Here is an 18,839-nt window from a genome sequence, read left to right as displayed (position 1 = left end):
AGTCGGCTTTTTTATGCAAAGCAATGAGCGACGGCTCCCGCGCTCAAAGTGCTGGCTCCCGCGCTTAAAGCAATGGCTCCCGCGCTCAAAGTGTGGTTCTCCGCGCTCAAAGCGAGGCTTCTGCGCTCAAAGTGATGGCTTCCGCGCTCAAAGTGCTGGCTCCCGCGCTCAAAGCGACGGCTTCCACGCTCAAAGTGGTGACGTACAATAGTCTGTGTAAACGTAAAAAAGATAGGGCATCCTCAAGGTTAATCACTACAAAAACCAAGGAGGATGCACTATCTATGTCTAGTATAATCGATAATCTGTTTTCTAATCAAATGGAGGAGTTAGTCAAGCAATTTGTCCAGGATAATCTTGAAACAATTATGAAAGAGGAAATGAAAAACTTCTTCGAAGTAGAACATCCTGAGCTTAAGAATAGTAAGAATGGATATTATTCGCGCATGCTCGATACAAGATACGGCCGTATAGAAGACTTGGCAGTCCCTAGAGATCGCGAGGGACATTTCCGCACCCAGCTTTTCGACCCTTACCAAAGGCGTGAAAGGTGGCTGGGTGAAACAATCATTACGATGTACCAGAACGGATTTAGCACTCGGGAAGTTGGACAATTTATCGAAAGGATTCTGGGGAACAACTACTCAGCTACAACGATCAGTAACATCACGGACGTGGTCATGGAAGATATTTTGGAATGGCAACAACGCTCACTTCACAATAGATATTCTGTGCTTTATTTGGACGGCACCTACCTAAAGCTCCGCCGGCAAGACGTTGCAAGCGAGGTTGTATATGTCATTGTTGGAGTCAGGGACGATGGTTATAGAGAAATCGTAGATTTCTTTGTGGGTGGAAATGAAAGTGCAGTAGGCTGGAAAAACATTTTGACCAGTCTCAAAAGCCGTGGGTTAGAAGAAGTATTGCTTGGTGTTTTCGATGGATTATCTGGTCTGGAACAGGCGTTTAAAGAGGTCTATCCACTGGCAGATGTGCAGCGCTGCGTGGTTCATAAAGTGAGAAATGTTATTTCTTCTGTTCGTAAGAAGGACAAGGAGCCCATTATGACAGACTTGAAGAAAGTTTATCGGGCACTTACTAAGGAAGACGCGCTTAGGTCCTTCGAAGACTTTAGAGAAAAGTGGAAGAAAGGGTATCCGAAAGTGGTCCAATCCTGGGAAGAGGATCTTGGTGTTTTACTTACATTCATGTCTTATCCCAAAGTTATTCAAAGCCAAATCTATACAACCAATATTATCGAAAGAACTATAAAGGAAATAAAAAAACGCACCAAGACTATGAACAGTTTGCCAAGTGAAAAAGCTGTCGAAAAAATAGTCTATTTAGTCGCGCAAGACTACAACGAAAAATGGGGTAAAAGGATGAGTTCTGAATTTGCTTCGGCTCATACTGCCTTAATGGAGATGTTTAGTGATCGGTATGGCAACGGTAATATTAATTAAAACTTTATAGGTTGATCTTAAGGATGCTTGTACGTAGACCGCAGATTTGACATGGAGCCTCTGCGGACATGTGAACAGGCCATGATACCAGCTATAGTAATTAGCTGGCCTCGCCTGCCAAGGCTAACATGTCCGCCCCTCCAAGTAAAATCTGCTTAACAGTCTGCGTTGTACTTACACATACTTCTTGACGGTACCCTCAAAGTGATGGCTTCCGCGCTCAAAGTGATGGCTTCCGCGCTCAAAGTGTGGCTCTCCGCGCTCAAAGCGACGGCTTCCACGCTCAAAGTGCTGGCTCCCGCGCTCAAAGCGACGGCTTCCACGCTCAAAGTGATGGCTTCCACGCTCAAAGTGCCGCCTCCCGCGCTCAAAGTGCCGTCTTCCACGCTCAAAGCGACGGCACCCGCGCTCAAAGTGCCGCCTCCCGCGCTCAAAGCGACGTCTCCCTCGCTCAAAGCAAGCGCTCCTGCGTCCAAAGCAAGCGTCTCCGCGTCCAAAGCAAGCGTCTCCACGTCCAAAGTAGGTGCCTCCACGTCCAAAGTAGGTGCCCCCGCGTCCAAAGCAGGTGCCCCCGCGTCCAAAGTAAGCGCATCCGCGTCCAAACCAAGTCCCCCCACGTCCAAAGCAAGCACCCCAGCGCACAAAATGGATTTATTTTCATGAGGTTTGAAACCTTTTTGCGCGACATACGATAAATAGTATGTATCCTCAAATTGTTTTGAAAGTAATGCCACTTGGGTATTGCAAACTATATCGAATGGAGTGTGAAAATGATGAAAAGGTTATTAGGGCCGATAGCTATTATTGTTGTCATTCTTGTCGTCCTCGGCATGATGCTCGTGCCGAGCTATAACAGATTTGTAAACTTGGAAGAGAATGTCGATCGGTCGTATGCACAAGTCGAGAATCAGCTTCAGCGAAGGCTTGATTTAATTCCGAACTTAGTAAACACAGTAAAAGGATATGCGAGTCACGAAAAAGAAGTAATTGCTCAAATATCCGATGCACGTGCAAAGCTTGCAGGTGCAAGTGGACCGGAAGAGCAGGCGGCAGCGGATACAGAACTGTCGAACGCGCTTGGCCGATTGCTCGTTGTTGTTGAAAATTATCCAGATTTGAAAGCGAATCAAAACTTTACGCAATTAATGGATGAACTTGCTGGAACAGAAAACCGAATCGGCGTTGCGAGAATGGATTATAACAACGTCGTATCTGATTACAATAGGCAAATTAAGCGTTTTCCAGGTAGACTTACCGCTTCTATTTTTGGATTTGACGAGAAAGAATACTTTAAAGCAGATGCAGCTGCAAGCGAACCGCCAAAAGTCGATTTTGGGGATGATGGCAAGTGATCCGTAGGTCATTTCGTTGCATACTTGCTGTCTGTCTTAGCATGATGATCATGCCGGCAATGGCGTTCGCAGCTGACGTCCCGCGATGGAATGCAGCGGATTACTATATACAAGATCATGCAAATATTTTGTCGGCTGAACAGAAAGCTGAGCTGAATCGGTTAGGCGGACAATTGAATAACGCGACGGGAGCTGAGCTTGCCGTCCTCACAATAACGAGCATCGGGGATGAACCGATAGAATCTTACGCGGTAAAAGCGCTTAGAGAATACAAGCTCGGAAAGAAAGAGGAGGATAACGGAGCGCTGCTCGTCGTGACGACGATTCCGAATTCAGATGGTAACAGGCATTTTGAATTGTCCGTAGGGTACGGTTTGGAAGGTGCATTGCCTGACGGAAAAGTCGGTAGAATTATGGACGAAGTTTCAGTGCCGTATTTGAGAAATGAACAACCGGATCTCGCCATTATGGAAGCGTACAAGTCTTACTATAATGAAATTGCTGCAGAATATGGTTGGAACGGTGAAGTCGCGGAAGTGAACACGCTCGCTAACCAAGGCGGTTCAGGCATTGGCATCCCTTCCCCAATTATCATATTGATTATTATCTATTTACTGTTCCGTTTTATGGGTGGCGGCCGTGGACGTGGTGGCGGTCCTGGTGGAAGGCGAAGAGGCAGAGGCGGTATGATCTTCTTCCCTGGCGGCTTTGGCGGAGGAGGCGGTTTCAGCGGCGGAGGAGGTGGAGGTGGCTTCTCTGGTGGCGGTGGATCCGGAGGCGGAGGTGGCGCAGGTCGGAGTTGGTAACTCAAATCAATATAAGTCAGGGTAAATGAAAATTCTTCAGTAGCAACCTTTATGGCTGCTACTTTTTTATTTCCTCAAATGATGAACAAGAAAAAGGATGATAGAACCATCTCTTTTAATTTAATCAATAATCTCTTTAATTTCTTTTAGCGAACTATCCAAAAGTGAATAGATTGTGAAAGTGTCTTGTGTGTTCATGATCATTCCATCATCTTCTGTAATCCAAAGATAAAAAGACTCATTATCAAGATTAAAACGATATTTGGGTTGAGTATAAACATAAGGGAAATAATTAATTTTAGTTGAATTACTAACTGCTCTTCTATATATTTCTATTTCAGTTGGCTCGTTTAATTCAATAGTTTCTATTTTAGCTTTTGGATTAATCTTTACTATCTGCTTAATGTTTTCTCTAAAAATGGTAACTACTTTGCGTTTAATAGTTTGATCTTCATTGTAAAGTTCTACTACAACGCCTTTTCGGTTTTCTACAGCTTTTCTTATTTCATCAACAGAAAACACTTTCTTTAATTCTACAGAGGTTCCCGTAATAAGTCCTGTTTCATTATAAGTATCTTCTATTTCAATTTCTTCGGAACCGATCAAGTCACGAAGATCGCCATCAATTATTAAAAATCTGACTTTGTATTCTAACTCTTGTTCATTTCCGTCACCATTAATTTCAACACGGAAATGCAATGCCCGATCATCACGATCTATAAGTGAACCCATTTCAACAGCAGAAGAACCAATAGTAAGTCCCACTTCTTCTTGACAACCAGAAAGAAGGATACAAAGCATACAGAAAGTAGTGACAAAAAAACTTTTCCCCTTCAAGCCTTTCACCCCTTCATACTATTAACTATTATTGTACTATACAAAGACTAATGAATTCACCATTTTGCGAAAAATGAAAAACAAAACAATGTTTGTCGTTTCCAAATGAATTAAGGGTGTTGCAATCCAGCATAAGAAAAATGACATTCCATTTAGTTTCCGGAATGTCATTTTTCATTTATAATTAAAGAAAAAGCTAGTTGAGGTGTTCAGCATGCATGTACAATTTTATACAAAAAAAGGCTGTCATTTATGTGACGAGGCGGAATCAATGATGAAACTCGTACAAGAAGATTATCCGTTAACGTGGTCGACAATCGACATTGAAACAGACGACGAAAGCCATGAAAAATATATGATGATGATCCCTGTCATTGAAAAAGATGGAGACGTCCTCTTATACGGATCCATTGGTTACATCGACTTAGTGGACTTATTTGAAAATGTGTAAAGTTTGAATTTATTAACGAGGAAGTTTATACTGTTAATAAGAGTTATATTTTTTTAAACTAGGTGGGACAAATAAATAACAGGTGGGTCAAAATCGTCCTGTTGTGAAAGAGGGAGTTTTTCCATGATCCCAAAAATAATTGAGGCACAACGAAAGCTTGTCCCGGAAATGATGGAGTTATTACATCAGCGGTACAAAGTTTTGAAATTTATCGAAGTAGCCGGTCCGATTGGGAGAAGACCGCTTGGACAGATGGCAAATATATCGGAACGGGAATGTCGCAACTTGTTGGAAGCTATGCGGACAGAAGGACTTATCCGTGTTGCGAAAGAAGGCGCAACCATTACGAATGAAGGTGCAACTGTCCTTCACTCGCTTGGCCCGACGATTGACGAATGGACTGGGCAAGGGGTAGTTGCTAGAAGATTAGGCGAGTTATTAGGAATAAAAAGCGTAAAAATCGTTCCCGGAGATTGTGATGAAAATCCTGCCGTGAAAAGTTTAATAGGTAAAGAAGCAGCCACGGAATTTTCAAATCGGATAGGTGACGGCCAGATCATTGCTGTTACTGGTGGAAGCTCTGTAGCGGCTATTCCGCCACATCTCCACTCAATCGACAATCCGGACCGACTACACTTCATTGCCGCTAGGGGTGGAGTTGGTGATGATATCGGGCTGCAAGCAAATGTCATCGCTGCCACATTCGCGGAAGCGAGCGGGGGGACATATAGTACATTTTATTACCCCGAATCGCTTAGCGCTGAAGCGCACGAAGTGTTCAAGCGTGAACCGACCGCTATTCGAATGATGGAGATGTATGAGAAGACCGATTGCGTCCTTCATGGAATTGGAGAAGCACTCCGAATGGCGGATATGCGAAATACAACTGAAGATGAATGTTTACACCTTCAGGAGAATGGAGCGAAAGGGGAGGCGTTCGGTTACTACTTTGACCGCAACGGCCATGTCGTTCATCGAATTCGAACGGTTGGTATTCAGACTGAGCAGTTAAAGAACGTGCCACTTATTATCGCTGTTGCAGGAGGAAATAGTAAGGCAGACGCAATTTTGTCGTATATGGCAAGTGCTCCGCGCCAAACGATTCTCGTTACCGATGAAGGGGCAGCACGTGCAATGCTTGAGAAAATAGAAGAATAACATCGCTTCGTACGTAAATACTTGATTTGAACTATAGGAGGTAATGGAAATGACAATTAAAATGGCGATCAATGGATTCGGACGTATTGGTAGGCTAGTTATGCGGGAAGCGCGAAAGCACGATAATATCGAAATTGTAGCAGTGAACGATTTAACAGATGCACAAATGCTTGCTTATTTGCTGAAGTATGATTCTGTCCATGGAATTTTTGACGCTGAAGTTGGATCAGATGATGATCATCTCATTATCGACGGCAAGAAAATAAAAGTATTCGCTCAAAAAGATCCTTCACAATTACCTTGGGCTGACCTCGATATCGATGTCGTCATCGAATCGACAGGCGTATTCCGGGATGAAAAAGGGCTTATGAAACATATCGAAGCGGGCGCGAAAAAAGTTATTTTATCCGCACCAGCTAAAGGGGATGTAAAAACGCTTGTCATGGGTGTGAATGAAGAAAACTATGATCCCGAAAATGACAAAGTCGTTTCCAACGCATCGTGTACGACAAATTGCCTTGCGCCGGTCGTCAAAGTATTACAGAATAAATTCGGCATTGAGCGTGGCATGATGACGACAGTCCATTCATATACGAATGACCAGCGTATTTTGGATTTCCCGCATTCTGACTATCGACGTGCCCGTGCAGCTGCTGAGTCGATGATCCCAACAACGACAGGCGCTGCTTCTGCAGTGACGAAAGTTATTCCTGAATTAAAAGGAAAATTGGATGGAATGGCAGTCCGCGTACCGACGCCGAACGTATCACTCGTCGATTTTGTCGCTGAACTTTCAACTGACGTGACCGTAGAAGATGTGAATGCCGCGTTGAGAAATGCTTCAGAAAATGAACTAAAAGGCATCCTTTACTATAATGAAATTCCGCTCGTGTCGATTGATTACAACGGGAATACAGCATCTTCAACTGTCGATGGGCTATCGACAATGGTATTGGACAATAATATGGTGAAAGTTATCGCTTGGTATGATAATGAAGCAGGCTACTCTGCTCGCTGTATCGATTTGGCGCTTTACATGAAAGAACGGGGCATTTAAGCATCAAGTGTTACGTCTAGACTCCGGGCGCCAGGGGCTCGGGGTCATAAGTCAAAGCTGCTCTGTGGCAAAAACGCCACGCCGCATCTTCGCCTTATGCCCGTCGCCCCTAAGCAGGCGCCCTACGCTTTTGTTATCGTCTAGACTCCGGGTGGCAACAGCTCGGGTCATAAGTCAGCTCTGCTGCACGGCAAAAAGCGCCGTTTCGCAGATCTGCCTTATGCCTGTCGCTGTTAACCGCCACCCTACGCTTTTGTTATCGTCTAGACTCCGGGCGCCAGGGGCTCGGGGTCATAAGTCAAAGCTGCTCTGTGGCAAAAAACGCCACGCCGCATCTTCGCCTTATGCCCGTCGCCCCTAAGCAGGCGCCCTACGCTTTTGTATAAAACATAGCCATTCTTATGGCGACCGATTATAATAGATAATTGGGTACGAGGAACGGAGAGACCCGTTCCTTTTTTTCATTCCACGCCGTTTCTGGCGCTTAACTTTTCATTGGAAGGGTGCGGTTCACATGATAGCTAAACAAACGATCAAAGATATTGAATTGAACGGAAAGCGTGTATTTTGCCGTGTCGATTTCAATGTGCCGATGGAAAACGGTGAAGTGGCGGATGATACGAGAATCCGTGCTGCGATTCCGACGATTTCCTTCATGGCGGAACAAGGGGCGAAAGTGATAATCGCTAGTCATCTCGGTAGGCCAAAAGGTGAAGTGAACGAGGAAATGCGTTTAACTGCGGCTGGAAAGAGATTAGCGGAGCTCCTTGGGAAAGACGTGAAAAAGCTCGATTCATCCGTTGGGGAAGAAGTTGAACAAGCGGTTGCCGATATGAAGGCAGGCGATATTATTCTTCTAGAGAACGTCAGATTCCATGCTGGGGAAGAAAAGAATGATCCGGAGTTAGCGAAAAAGTTCGCGGGACTCGCTGATGTCTTCGTTAACGATGCATTTGGCGCAGCCCATCGTGCACACGCTTCTACAGCGGGGATTGCACAGTACATACCAGCTGTAAGTGGATTTTTGCTTGAGAAGGAACTTGATGTTCTCGGGAAAGCGCTGTCAAATCCGGAGCGGCCGTTCACGGCAATTATCGGAGGCGCTAAAGTGAAAGATAAGATTGGCGTCATTGACAATTTATTGGACAATGTCGATCATTTATTGATTGGCGGTGGCCTTTCCTATACGTTTACGAAAGCGCAAGGGTATGAAACAGGCAATTCGTTAGTCGAAGAAGATAAAATTGAGCTCGCTCAATCATTTATTCAAAAAGCGAAAGAGAAAAACGTCAAACTCCATTTGCCGATTGATGCGGTAGTGGCGGATACGTTTTCCGAAAATGCGAATGTGAAAACAGTGAAAATCGATGAAATCCCGAACGGGTGGATGGGACTCGACATCGGGCCAGAAACGGCTGAACTATATGCAGATGTCATTCGAAATTCGAAGCTCGTCATTTGGAACGGACCGATGGGTGTATTTGAAATGGAACCGTTCGCTGCAGGAACGAAGAATGTTGCCTTGGCGATGGCTGAAACGGAAGCATACACTGTTATCGGCGGTGGGGATTCTGCTGCAGCGGTCGAAAAGTTCGACGTTGCAGAAAGAATGGACCATGTGTCAACAGGTGGCGGCGCGTCCTTGGAATTCATGGAAGGAAAAGAATTGCCTGGCGTGACGGCGCTGAATGATAAGTGACGGAGGAAGAAAAATGCGAAAACGAATTATAGCTGGAAACTGGAAAATGTATAAAACGATCGGTGAAGCAAGAAACTTCGTAACAGAAGTGAAAGACCGCTTGCCGGAAACGGACAAGGTCGACGCGGTCATTTGTCCACCGTCTCTATATTTAGCTACACTTGTGGAGTTGACGGAAGGAACGCCTCTGAAAATTGGCGCACAAACGATGCATGACGTTGACGAAGGTGCTTTTACGGGTGAAGTAAGTCCGAAAATGCTTGCGGATTTAAATGTACCTTATGTCATCCTCGGCCATTCCGAACGCCGCCAATATTTCAATGAAACGGACGAAACGGTAAATCGTAAAGTACTGGCAGCGTTTTCGAAAGGATTGACGCCAATCGTCTGTGTCGGTGAAAGCTTAGAGGAACGTGAAGCTGGGAACACAGTCGAGATGGTTGCAGCGCAAGTGGAAAAAGCGTTTGAAGGTGTTAGCGCAGAACAGGCGAAAGGTGCAATTATCGCATATGAGCCAATTTGGGCAATCGGAACAGGGAAAACTGCAACTGCTCAAGATGCGAATGACGTGTGCGGAGAAATCCGTGCTGAAATTGGTAAGCTATATGATGAAGCGACAGCGTCTGCGATTCGCATTCAATATGGCGGCAGCGTGAAACCTAGCAATATTGGCGAGTTGTTATCGATGGAACATATCGATGGCGCACTTGTTGGGGGAGCAAGCCTTCAGCCGGATTCATTCCTCGAAATGATCGGAGTGGCGGCGAATGAGTAAAGCGCCCGTCGCATTGATCATCTTAGATGGCTTCGGACTGCGAGAGGAGCGGTTCGGCAATGCGGTCGCACAAGCGAATACACCAAATTTCGATCTTCTTTGGAATGAATATCCGCATTCGACGTTAACTGCTTGCGGTGAAGCGGTTGGTCTTCCAGAAGGGCAAATGGGAAATTCGGAAGTTGGCCATCTCAATATCGGTGCAGGTCGAATTGTGTACCAAAGCCTAACTCGAATAAATAAATCGATTAAAGACGGTGACTTCATGACGAACCCGGCGTTGCTCGGGGCGATTGAACACGTTAAACAGCAAGAATCATCCCTTCATCTGATGGGATTGCTTTCAGATGGCGGAGTACATAGCCATTATGAGCATTTATTTGCCCTCCTTCGCCTCGCCAAAATGAATGGCATACAAAACGTATATGTCCATGCATTCCTTGACGGAAGGGACGTCGGTCCGCAGACAGCGATGGGATATGTCGAGCAGACTGAAAAGGTGATGGAAGGGCTTGAAGTCGGTGAAATTGCTACAGTTTCTGGCCGTTTTTACGCGATGGACCGAGATAAAAGATGGGATCGCGTTGAGCGCGCATACCGAGCAATTGTCGACGGTACCGGAGCTACATGTAAAAACGCTACGCAAGGTATCCTCGCTTCATATGAAGCAGGTGTCCATGACGAGTTCGTAGAGCCTTTCATTATAACGGAGGAAGGCGAGCCCGTCGCAACAGTAAAAGACGGTGACGCAGTCGTGTTCTTTAATTTCCGTCCGGATCGCGCCATACAATTGTCGAAGGCATTTACAGATCCCGCGTTCGACGGATTTCATACAGGACCTGAAACGTTCGAAAACTTGAAATTCGTATCCTTTACGCATTATAGTGATGAAGTTCAGGCAGACATTGTTTTCGGAAATGAAAACTTGGAGAACACGCTCGGCGAAGTAATTTCGAAAAACGGCCTCCGGCAATTACGGATTGCCGAAACGGAGAAATACCCGCACGTAACGTTTTTCATGAGTGGCGGTAAGGAAGATGAGTTCGAAGGTGAAAAACGGATTTTGATTGCAAGCCCGAAAGTCGCGACTTACGACTTGAAGCCTGAAATGAGTGCCGTTGAAGTGACGGAAGCGTTGCTAAAAGAAATCGAGGCTGAAACACAAGACGCAATCATTCTCAATTTCGCTAACCCCGACATGGTCGGACATAGCGGAATGCTTGAACCGACGATTAAAGCAATCGAGACGGTAGATGCGTGCCTCGGTAGGATTATTGACGCTCTTAAGCTAAAAGGTGGAACCGCAATCGTTACCGCTGACCACGGGAATTCCGATGAAGTCGTGACGCTTGAAGGAAAGCCGATGACTGCACATACGACGAATCCCGTACCCGTCATTATTACAAACCCCGATATCGTACTACGGGAAGGCGGTATTTTGTCAGATCTAGCACCGACGATGTTGAAACTACTTGAAATCGAACAGCCGGAGGAAATGTCCGGAACACCATTATTCTAATAAAGGGAGAGATTGAAATGCCAATCATTACTCATATCCAATCTAGAGAAGTTCTTGATTCACGCGGTAACCCGACTGTAGAAGTTGAAGTGTTCACAGAAAGTGGAGCGTTCGGCCGTGCCATCGTTCCGTCCGGCGCTTCTACAGGCGAATACGAAGCAGTCGAATTGCGCGATGGTGATGCATCCCGCTATCTTGGAAAAGGTGTTTTAAAAGCGGTTGATCATGTTAATGAAGTTATTGCAGATGAAATCGTGGACAATTATTCAGTACTCGATCAAGTTGTTATCGACAATGCGTTACTAGAACTCGATGGTACGAAAAACAAAGGCAAACTTGGCGCGAACGCAATTCTTGGCGTATCGATGGCTGTTGCACACGCGGCAGCGGATTATTTAGACGTTCCGCTTTACCAATACCTTGGCGGCGTGAACGCAAAACAATTGCCAGTTCCGATGATGAACATTTTAAATGGCGGGGAACATGCGGATAACAACGTTGATATTCAAGAATTCATGGTCATGCCGGTTGGCGCGGAATCATTCCGTCACGCGCTACGTATGGGAACTGAAATTTTCCATAGCTTAAAAGACGTGTTGAAAGCGAAAGGTCTTAACACGGCGGTTGGCGATGAAGGCGGATTTGCACCGAACTTAGCGTCGAACGAAGAAGCGCTATCGACAATTATGGAAGCAATTAAAAAAGCAGGATACAAACCAGGCGAAGAAGTATTGCTTGCAATGGATGTCGCTGCTTCCGAGTTTTACGATAGCGAATCAAAACAGTACCGTTTAGAAGGGGAAGGAATTACGAAAACTTCCGAAGAAATGGTTGCTTGGTATGAAGAACTTTGCGCAAAATATCCAATCGTTTCGATTGAAGACGGCTTTGATGAAAACGACTGGGCTGGACACAAACTATTAACAGAACGTATCGGCTCAAAAGTTCAATTGGTCGGAGACGATCTATTCGTAACAAACACAGAGAAATTGGAGCGCGGCATTGAAGAAGGTGTCGGCAACTCGATTCTTATTAAAGTGAACCAAATCGGTACATTGACAGAAACATTCGATGCAATTGAAATGGCAAAACGTGCAGGCTACACGGCAGTCATCTCCCACCGTTCCGGAGAATCCGAAGATACGACAATCGCGGACATCGCAGTTGCAACAAATGCAGGGCAAATTAAGACAGGTGCTCCTTCACGCACAGACCGCGTTGCAAAGTACAACCAATTACTTCGCATTGAAGATCAGTTGGATGAAACAGCAGTTTACCTCGGAGCAAAAACATTTTACAACTTAAAAAAATGATATACTAAATCAGCCGGCAATGACCGGCTGATTGTTATTATCTCGAAATTTGTTGTAACAGTGAAAAATGTTTGCTAGAATATAAATATTGTGATGTTCGATGGAGGTGGAACAAAGTGCATGCTTTCTTAATGACGTTACTATTAATCGTATCATTGGCGTTGATTGTTGTTGTATTATTGCAATCTGGAAAAAGTGCAGGTCTGTCTGGAGCCATCTCCGGTGGTGCCGAACAACTTTTTGGTAAACAGAAAGCGCGTGGGTTAGACTTAGTGCTTCAAAGAGTGACAATTGTACTTTCTATTTTATTTTTCATTTTGGCGATTGCCATCGTGAAAGTTTAATCGGAATTATAGAATCGTATACCTTACAAACGCCTGGCCACCCGTATGGTCGGGCGTTTTTTTCCACATGGAAAGGGAAAGATAGCATACATAAGGTTTTATTTGGTATGAAAGGGTGAGGGTTATGAGAATTGCACAGCCAAAACCATTCTTTTTTCAAAACGGTAAACGGGCCGTCTTACTATTACACGGCTTCACAGGAACATCCGCAGACGTCCGGATGCTCGGCCGTTTTCTTGAAAAGAAAGGCTATACATCACTAGCGCCACACTATAAAGGACACGGCGTTCCGCCTGAACAACTCATCGAAACAAGTCCAGACGAATGGTGGGAAGACGTCATTGCGGGCTATGAGCAATTAAAAGAAGCAGGGTACGAAGAAATTGCAGTTGCCGGATTATCTCTCGGTGGCGTATTTTCATTGAAATTAGGGGTTAAAATGCAAGTAATGGGTATTGTAACAATGTGCGCGCCAATGTCGATGAAAACGCCGGATAAACTGTATGCAGGCGTATTAAAATATGCCTCAGACTATAAGAGATATGAAGGGAAAACAAAAGCTGAAATCGAAGAAGAAGTCGATGTACTCCGCGGAAAAACGATGCCGTCACTTGCCGACTTACGCACCCTTGTCGATGACGTACGAGAACAACTTCCGAATATAGAATCACCACTTCTCGTCATCCAATCAAGGAATGACGAAGTGATCGATGCGAATTCAGCAAATGTTATTTATAACAATGCCGCATCAAATCGGAAACAAATCGAGTGGTATGAAAAATCCGGACATGTCATTACACTTGGCCCAGAAAAAGAGCAGTTGCATGAAGAAGTATATCAATTTCTTGAATCACTTGACTGGAACGTGTGAAAATGAAAACAGTTGACGATAGTAAAGAATGGAGGGATGTTAATTGGATTTTATAGATGAGGAATTACAAACAAGATTATTGGAGTTCATGAGAGAGGAATCGTACAAACCATTGACGGTTCAAGAAATCCAAGAGTCATTACAAATTGAAGGGGCTGCCGAATTTAAGCAGCTTGTCAAAATGCTCGTGCAGCTTGAACAAACAGGTGAAATTATCCGTTCCCGGACAAATCGTTACGGCGTCCCGGAACGTATGAACTTAGTAAGAGGTAAATTCATTGGACATGCTAAAGGATTCGGATTCGTTACACCGGAAACGGAAGGGATGGACGATATATTCATACCGCCTCATGAAGTGAACGGTGCGATGAACGGAGATATTGTCCTCGTACGGGTGTCGAAAGGCGATTTTGGCGACCGACGCGAAGGAGCGATCATTCGAATCGCGGAACGTAAAACGACAAAAGTTGTCGGAACGTACCAAGATAATCGCGGCTTCGGCTTTGTCATTCCTGATGATAAAAAGCTTCCAATGGATATTTTCATCGGAAAAGGAGATTCACTCGACGCTGTCGATGGACATAAAGTCGTCGCTGAAATTACAGAATGGCCGAGTGAGCTGAAATCGGCAACTGGAATGGTCGTACAAATTCTCGGACATAAAAATGACCCGGGCGTAGATATTCTATCAATCATCCATAAGCACGGCATTGAAGTCGAGTTTCCTCAGGAAGTAATGGATCAGGCGAATAAGACGCCGGATGAAGTACAAGAGAAGGATTTATTCAAACGTCGGGACCTACGGGAAGATCTCGTCATTACAATCGACGGGGCAGACGCTAAGGACTTGGATGATGCCATTTCACTCGTTAAGAACGATGATGGGACATACACATTATCTGTCCATATTGCGGATGTTAGTTATTATGTAGAGGAAAACACGCCTCTCGATGACGAAGCGTATGACCGGGCGACGAGCGTCTATTTAACAGACAGAGTTATCCCGATGCTTCCGCATAAGCTTTCGAACGGCATCTGTTCGTTGAATCCTCACGTCGACCGTCTAACGATGTCTTGCAAAATGACAATCGACCGAAACGGTAAAGTTGTTAGTCATGAAATTTTCGAAAGCGTCATCCAATCGAAAGAACGAATGACGTATACAGACGTCTATAAGATCATCGAGCTAAAAGACGAAGAGCTCATGAAAAAGTATGAGCATATCGTTCCGATGCTAAATAATATGGCTGAACTCGCTTCGATCTTAAGACAGAAACGAATCGACCGCGGCGCCATTGACTTCGATTTCAAAGAATCAAAAGTAATTGTCGACGAACAAGGATGGCCGACAGATATCGTCTTACGAGAACGTACAGCAGCGGAACGCCTCATTGAGGAGTTCATGTTGGCGGCGAACGAAACAGTCGCTGAGCATTTCCACTGGCTTCAAGTGCCGTTCCTTTACCGGATCCACGAAGACCCGAAAGCGGAAAAGCTGCAACGTTTCTTTGAGTTTCTAACAAACTTCGGAATCGTCGTGAAAGGAACGGGGAATAAAGTACATCCTCGCGCCTTGCAGGAAATCGTCGAGTCCATCGATGGCATGCCAGAAGAGACCGTTATTTCAACAATGCTCCTTCGTTCAATGCAACAGGCGAAGTATTTCGAGGAGAGCTTAGGTCACTTCGGATTGTCGACTGATTTCTACACGCATTTCACGTCACCAATTCGTCGTTACCCGGACTTGATCGTCCATCGACTCATCCGGACGTATTTAATTAATAAAGACGTATCTGCAGAAACGGTCGCGCATTGGAACGCCAACATGTCTGAAATCGCACAGCACACGTCTGAACGCGAACGTCGGGCAGTTGACGCGGAACGTGATACAGACGCATTGAAGAAGGCACAGTACATGCTCGATAAGATTGGTGAAGAGTTCGACGGTGTCATTTCATCTGTAACGAACTTCGGTATGTTCGTGGAACTTGAGAATACAGTCGAAGGGCTCGTCCATGTTAGCTATATGACAGACGATTATTACCGTTTCGACGACCGTCAAATGATGATGCTCGGGGAGCATACGGGCAAACAGTTTAGAATCGGAGATGAAGTGACGATCCGCGTTGTTTCCGTCAAGCCTGAGGAATCAGCGATTGACTTCGAAATTGCGGGGATGAAACAGTCCTTCCACCGGAACCGGAAAGAGACACCGAAAGTCATCCATGCGAAGAAACCATCAAGTGGCGGCGGGCGTCGGGGAGCTTCCGATAAGCCTAAAGACGACAAGAAAAAAGGCGCACCGAGCCAGAAGAAAAAGTTTTACGAAGGTGTAGCGAAAAAGAAGAAGAAACAAGCTCCAAGAAAGAGAAAATAAACGTGGCGGCATTCGTTCAGGCGAATGCCGTGGCATTTTTAATTAATGGGGGGTTATAGAGTATGGCGAAAGGTCAAGGGAAAGTACTGGCGATCAATAAAAAAGCAAATCATGACTATGCGATTGAAGAAACGATTGAAGCAGGGATTGTGCTGCAAGGTACAGAAATCAAATCGATCCGTAATGGCAAAGTGCAATTGCGCGATGCTTTCGTTTTAATCCGTAACAATGAAGCATGGATTTCCAACATGCATATTAGTCCGTACGAACAGGGAAATCAATTCAACCACGATCCATTGCGTTCGCGCAAGCTGCTGCTCCATAAGAAACAGATTGCAACGCTGCTCGGGCAGACAAAGCAGGAAGGCTTCGCAATCGTGCCGCTGAAAATGTACTTGAAAGATGGTTTCGCAAAAGTATTGATCGGCGTCGGTAAAGGGAAAAAGCTCTACGATAAACGCGATGATCTGAAGAAGAAAGAAGCGAAACGCGAGATGGAGCGCGCCTTCAAAGCAAAACAGCAGTATTGATTTTTACGTAAAAATGTTGTATACTATCTGTAGTGAAATAGTTCAGAAGCCTTTCAGTAGGCATTCCTGACATCCCTTTTAAGGTTGGAAAGACCTTTATATAACGGGGACGTTACGGATTCGACAGGGGTGGTCTGGGCTTGAGCTGCGCGTCGGAGGGATCGTCTCCGTCAGAAACGACAGTTAATAATAACTGGCAAAACAAACAACAACTTAGCATTCGCAGCTTAATAAGCTGATGAATCTGCCTAGCAGTTCCATCGCCCATGTGGCATTGTTAGGCTCACCTATTAGTGGGATACGGTAACGGTCGCCTCCTGAGGCCGTTGCAAGAGATTATCAGGATAGCGCACACGGATAGCCTTGATTGACGGCAAACGTGCGCGCGAATCCAAGTAGTCAATCTACACGCGTAGACGCTGAAGTAGCAGAGCCTTTGGACGCGGGTTCGACTCCCGCCGTCTCCATAATTTTTATGGTACAAATGCAGTTGTATCAACGGTTTTGAAGTTAAGGGATATTGAACGGGAGTTGAACTCTTGTACAATATCCCTATCCCTTTTCTTATCCCTAGGGAAAATTAACATATTTGAACCCTATTCTTAGACCTTCTAATCAAAATGATTGGGAGGTTTTTTGTTTGTCTAATAGAAAACGAAAGCATTGAATATTACCCTATCTCAAGGATTAGGTGTATGATAACATATATATCTGAAACTTTAACTTTATAAAATATGAAAGGGAGTGTAATAATCAGATATGAAAAAGATATTGAAACCATTAATTAGTGTTATTGCTATTGGTGCCCTCTCTCTATCTATAAATATAGATAAAAATGTATTAGCTAATAATATTGCAAATAAATGTGAGTATGATTCGGCATCGAAAGTAAACCCTGATTATTCCACAATGAACTGTTTGTTAACGGAAACAGCACTGAGTTATGATGTTCCTCCTGAAATTGTGAAGGCAATAGCGGAAGGTGAAAGCGGAAATTGGCGTCATTTTGATTCGAACGGTGAAGCGATTGTAACAGCTGATAATGGAATTGGTATTATGCAGATTACAAATCAGGCTGGCTACAATCAAGATCGCCTAAAAAGCGATATCCTCTACAATATTCAAGCTGGAGTAGAGATTCTAGATGCGATGTTTAAGCGAAAGGATTTACCTAGCATTAACGGCGGGGAAAGAGATGTATTGGAACATTGGTACTTCGCAATTATGGCTTATAACGGTATTAAGCCGGTAAATAGTCCAATTGTCCAAGCAACTGGTGAAAGAAATCCAAATGCCTATCAAGAAAAGATCCTCGGTATTATTGAGAGATTTGAATTAATAAACGTAACAGAGCTGCCTTTTTCACGCGAAGATTTTCAATATGACTCGAACAGCAGCGCTAATATTAAATTTTCAACGATGAACTATGATTTTGATTTACCATTAACAAAATCAAAGCATTTTTTTGAAACAAATCAAAAAGTTAGTGCAACAACTAATGTAACAATTAGGACAAGGCCTACTACGGATAGTTCTTCTATGGGTACTTTACGTAAAGGTGAAGTTGTTACCATTACGGGGCCATTTGAATATGAAGAAGTATCAACGAAGAAAAACCATTTTGTTTGGTATCCTGTGAAAAGAAGTGACGGGACAGAGGGGTATGTAGCATCAAGTTACTTAAACGACTCAGCTTCAACATCAACACCTCCAGTTGACACTCCAAAGGACTACTCAGCTTACGCTGAAAAGTTTGCAGACTTCAGTACTTCAGCTTGGTGGAGAGATGATATGATTTGGGCAATCGACCGAGGTTTGATTAGAGGTTACAATAACGAGTGGAACGCAAAAACAAAGAAATACGAAACCCAGTTACAACCGAATACACAATTAACAGAAGCGCACTTCCTAACAATCTTCTTCCGTTACGCTCAAAAAGATGAAATAGCGAGTGTAAAAAACACTTCGTCTTGGAGTAGAAGTGGTATATACAGCATGGCGAAAAAGTATAAAATGCCTGTACTAGCAAATGAAAATTCGAAAGCTCTAGCAGAGAAAGGCATAAGACGTGGTAAATTGGCACAATTGATGGCATCTTACCACTATGGGAAAACAGTAAGTGAAACTACAGCGATTCAATTTTTCATGGGTAATGGGCTTACTACAGCGACTTCAATCGATGAGTATAAACCAGACCAAATCTTAACGCGTGCTCACATATCAGCGTTTATTCAGAGATATGAAACGTTCGTATCGAAGCAAAAATAATTGAACTTAGAAAACGGTT

Annotated in this window: 18 protein-coding genes and 1 other RNA gene; 16 read left to right on the top strand and 3 right to left on the bottom strand. The window is 44.4% G+C overall.

Annotated elements, in window-relative coordinates:
* Positions 1-106 precede the first annotated feature (106 nt).
* Positions 107-268, bottom strand: coding sequence for a hypothetical protein (locus QM454_RS01255; RefSeq protein ID WP_432360557.1), 162 nt, complete (start codon positions 266-268; stop codon positions 107-109).
* 16 nt (positions 269-284) lie between these two features.
* Between QM454_RS01255 and QM454_RS01250 the strand changes: the two genes are divergently transcribed.
* Positions 285-1,463 (top strand): IS256 family transposase, encoded by a 1,179-nt coding sequence (locus tag QM454_RS01250; RefSeq protein ID WP_432357191.1) that lies wholly within the window; start codon positions 285-287, stop codon positions 1,461-1,463.
* Positions 1,464-1,618: 155 nt separating this feature from the next.
* On the opposite strand, the gene QM454_RS01245 is transcribed toward QM454_RS01250, so the two are convergent.
* Complete coding sequence (locus QM454_RS01245; RefSeq protein WP_432360554.1) at positions 1,619-2,086, bottom strand: hypothetical protein; 468 nt, start codon at positions 2,084-2,086, stop codon at positions 1,619-1,621.
* 150 nt (positions 2,087-2,236) lie between these two features.
* Between QM454_RS01245 and QM454_RS01240 the strand changes: the two genes are divergently transcribed.
* Both QM454_RS01240 and QM454_RS01235 read left to right on the top strand, forming a co-directional pair.
* Positions 2,237-2,815 carry a LemA family protein gene (locus tag QM454_RS01240; RefSeq protein ID WP_432360551.1) on the top strand — a complete coding sequence of 193 codons (579 nt, stop codon included), beginning with the start codon at positions 2,237-2,239 and terminating at the stop codon, positions 2,813-2,815.
* Complete coding sequence (locus tag QM454_RS01235) at positions 2,812-3,621, top strand: TPM domain-containing protein (protein ID WP_432360548.1); 810 nt, start codon at positions 2,812-2,814, stop codon at positions 3,619-3,621. The genes QM454_RS01240 and QM454_RS01235 overlap by 4 nt, the downstream gene beginning before the upstream one ends.
* A gap of 120 nt (positions 3,622-3,741) precedes the next feature.
* On the opposite strand, the gene QM454_RS01230 is transcribed toward QM454_RS01235, so the two are convergent.
* Positions 3,742-4,458: a hypothetical protein gene (locus tag QM454_RS01230; protein WP_432360546.1), complete on the bottom strand. Its 717-nt coding sequence runs from the start codon at positions 4,456-4,458 to the stop codon at positions 3,742-3,744.
* A 214-nt stretch (positions 4,459-4,672) separates the two neighbouring features.
* Here QM454_RS01230 and QM454_RS01225 point away from each other — a divergent pair, with 214 nt between their 5' ends.
* From QM454_RS01225 to QM454_RS01165, 13 genes are all read left to right on the top strand, one after another.
* A complete protein-coding gene (locus QM454_RS01225; RefSeq protein ID WP_432360543.1) occupies positions 4,673-4,909 on the top strand; it encodes a glutaredoxin family protein in 237 nt (78 codons plus the stop codon).
* A 123-nt stretch (positions 4,910-5,032) separates the two neighbouring features.
* The gene (locus tag QM454_RS01220) at positions 5,033-6,067 is read left to right on the top strand and encodes a sugar-binding transcriptional regulator (protein ID WP_432360541.1); all 1,035 of its coding nucleotides are present in this window, start codon (positions 5,033-5,035) and stop codon (positions 6,065-6,067) included.
* Between the two features lie 49 nt (positions 6,068-6,116).
* On the top strand, positions 6,117-7,124 hold the full coding sequence (gene gap, locus QM454_RS01215; protein ID WP_432360539.1) for a type I glyceraldehyde-3-phosphate dehydrogenase: 1,008 nt from the start codon (positions 6,117-6,119) through the stop codon (positions 7,122-7,124).
* A gap of 514 nt (positions 7,125-7,638) precedes the next feature.
* On the top strand, positions 7,639-8,823 hold the full coding sequence (locus QM454_RS01210; RefSeq protein WP_432360537.1) for a phosphoglycerate kinase: 1,185 nt from the start codon (positions 7,639-7,641) through the stop codon (positions 8,821-8,823).
* A gap of 13 nt (positions 8,824-8,836) precedes the next feature.
* The gene (gene tpiA / locus QM454_RS01205; RefSeq protein WP_432360536.1) at positions 8,837-9,598 is read left to right on the top strand and encodes a triose-phosphate isomerase; all 762 of its coding nucleotides are present in this window, start codon (positions 8,837-8,839) and stop codon (positions 9,596-9,598) included.
* Positions 9,591-11,117 (top strand): 2,3-bisphosphoglycerate-independent phosphoglycerate mutase, encoded by a 1,527-nt coding sequence (gene gpmI / locus QM454_RS01200; protein WP_432360534.1) that lies wholly within the window; start codon positions 9,591-9,593, stop codon positions 11,115-11,117. Before tpiA ends, gpmI begins: the two co-directional genes overlap by 8 nt.
* A 17-nt stretch (positions 11,118-11,134) precedes the next feature.
* Positions 11,135-12,430 (top strand): phosphopyruvate hydratase, encoded by a 1,296-nt coding sequence (gene eno / locus QM454_RS01195; RefSeq protein WP_432360532.1) that lies wholly within the window; start codon positions 11,135-11,137, stop codon positions 12,428-12,430.
* A gap of 116 nt (positions 12,431-12,546) precedes the next feature.
* Positions 12,547-12,774 (top strand): preprotein translocase subunit SecG, encoded by a 228-nt coding sequence (gene secG, locus QM454_RS01190; RefSeq protein ID WP_432360530.1) that lies wholly within the window; start codon positions 12,547-12,549, stop codon positions 12,772-12,774.
* Positions 12,775-12,898: 124 nt separating this feature from the next.
* Positions 12,899-13,645 carry an alpha/beta hydrolase gene (locus QM454_RS01185; RefSeq protein WP_432360527.1) on the top strand — a complete coding sequence of 249 codons (747 nt, stop codon included), beginning with the start codon at positions 12,899-12,901 and terminating at the stop codon, positions 13,643-13,645.
* An 88-nt stretch (positions 13,646-13,733) separates the two neighbouring features.
* Positions 13,734-16,022, top strand: a complete 2,289-nt coding sequence (rnr, locus tag QM454_RS01180) for a ribonuclease R (protein WP_432363821.1) — start codon at positions 13,734-13,736, stop codon at positions 16,020-16,022.
* Positions 16,023-16,084: 62 nt separating this feature from the next.
* Positions 16,085-16,552 (top strand): SsrA-binding protein SmpB, encoded by a 468-nt coding sequence (smpB, locus tag QM454_RS01175; RefSeq protein ID WP_432360524.1) that lies wholly within the window; start codon positions 16,085-16,087, stop codon positions 16,550-16,552.
* 105 nt (positions 16,553-16,657) lie between these two features.
* Positions 16,658-17,022, top strand: a transfer-messenger RNA (tmRNA) gene (ssrA, locus tag QM454_RS01170).
* 289 nt (positions 17,023-17,311) lie between these two features.
* Complete coding sequence (locus tag QM454_RS01165; RefSeq protein ID WP_432360522.1) at positions 17,312-18,820, top strand: SH3 domain-containing protein; 1,509 nt, start codon at positions 17,312-17,314, stop codon at positions 18,818-18,820.
* The last annotated feature ends 19 nt before the right edge of the window (positions 18,821-18,839 follow it).

Source organism: Sporosarcina sp. UB5 (genome assembly GCF_050859005.1).
GTDB lineage: Bacteria > Bacillota > Bacilli > Bacillales_A > Planococcaceae > Sporosarcina.
Note: the sequence above shows the minus strand (reverse complement) of the source record. Positions and strands in the feature narration are given on the sequence as shown.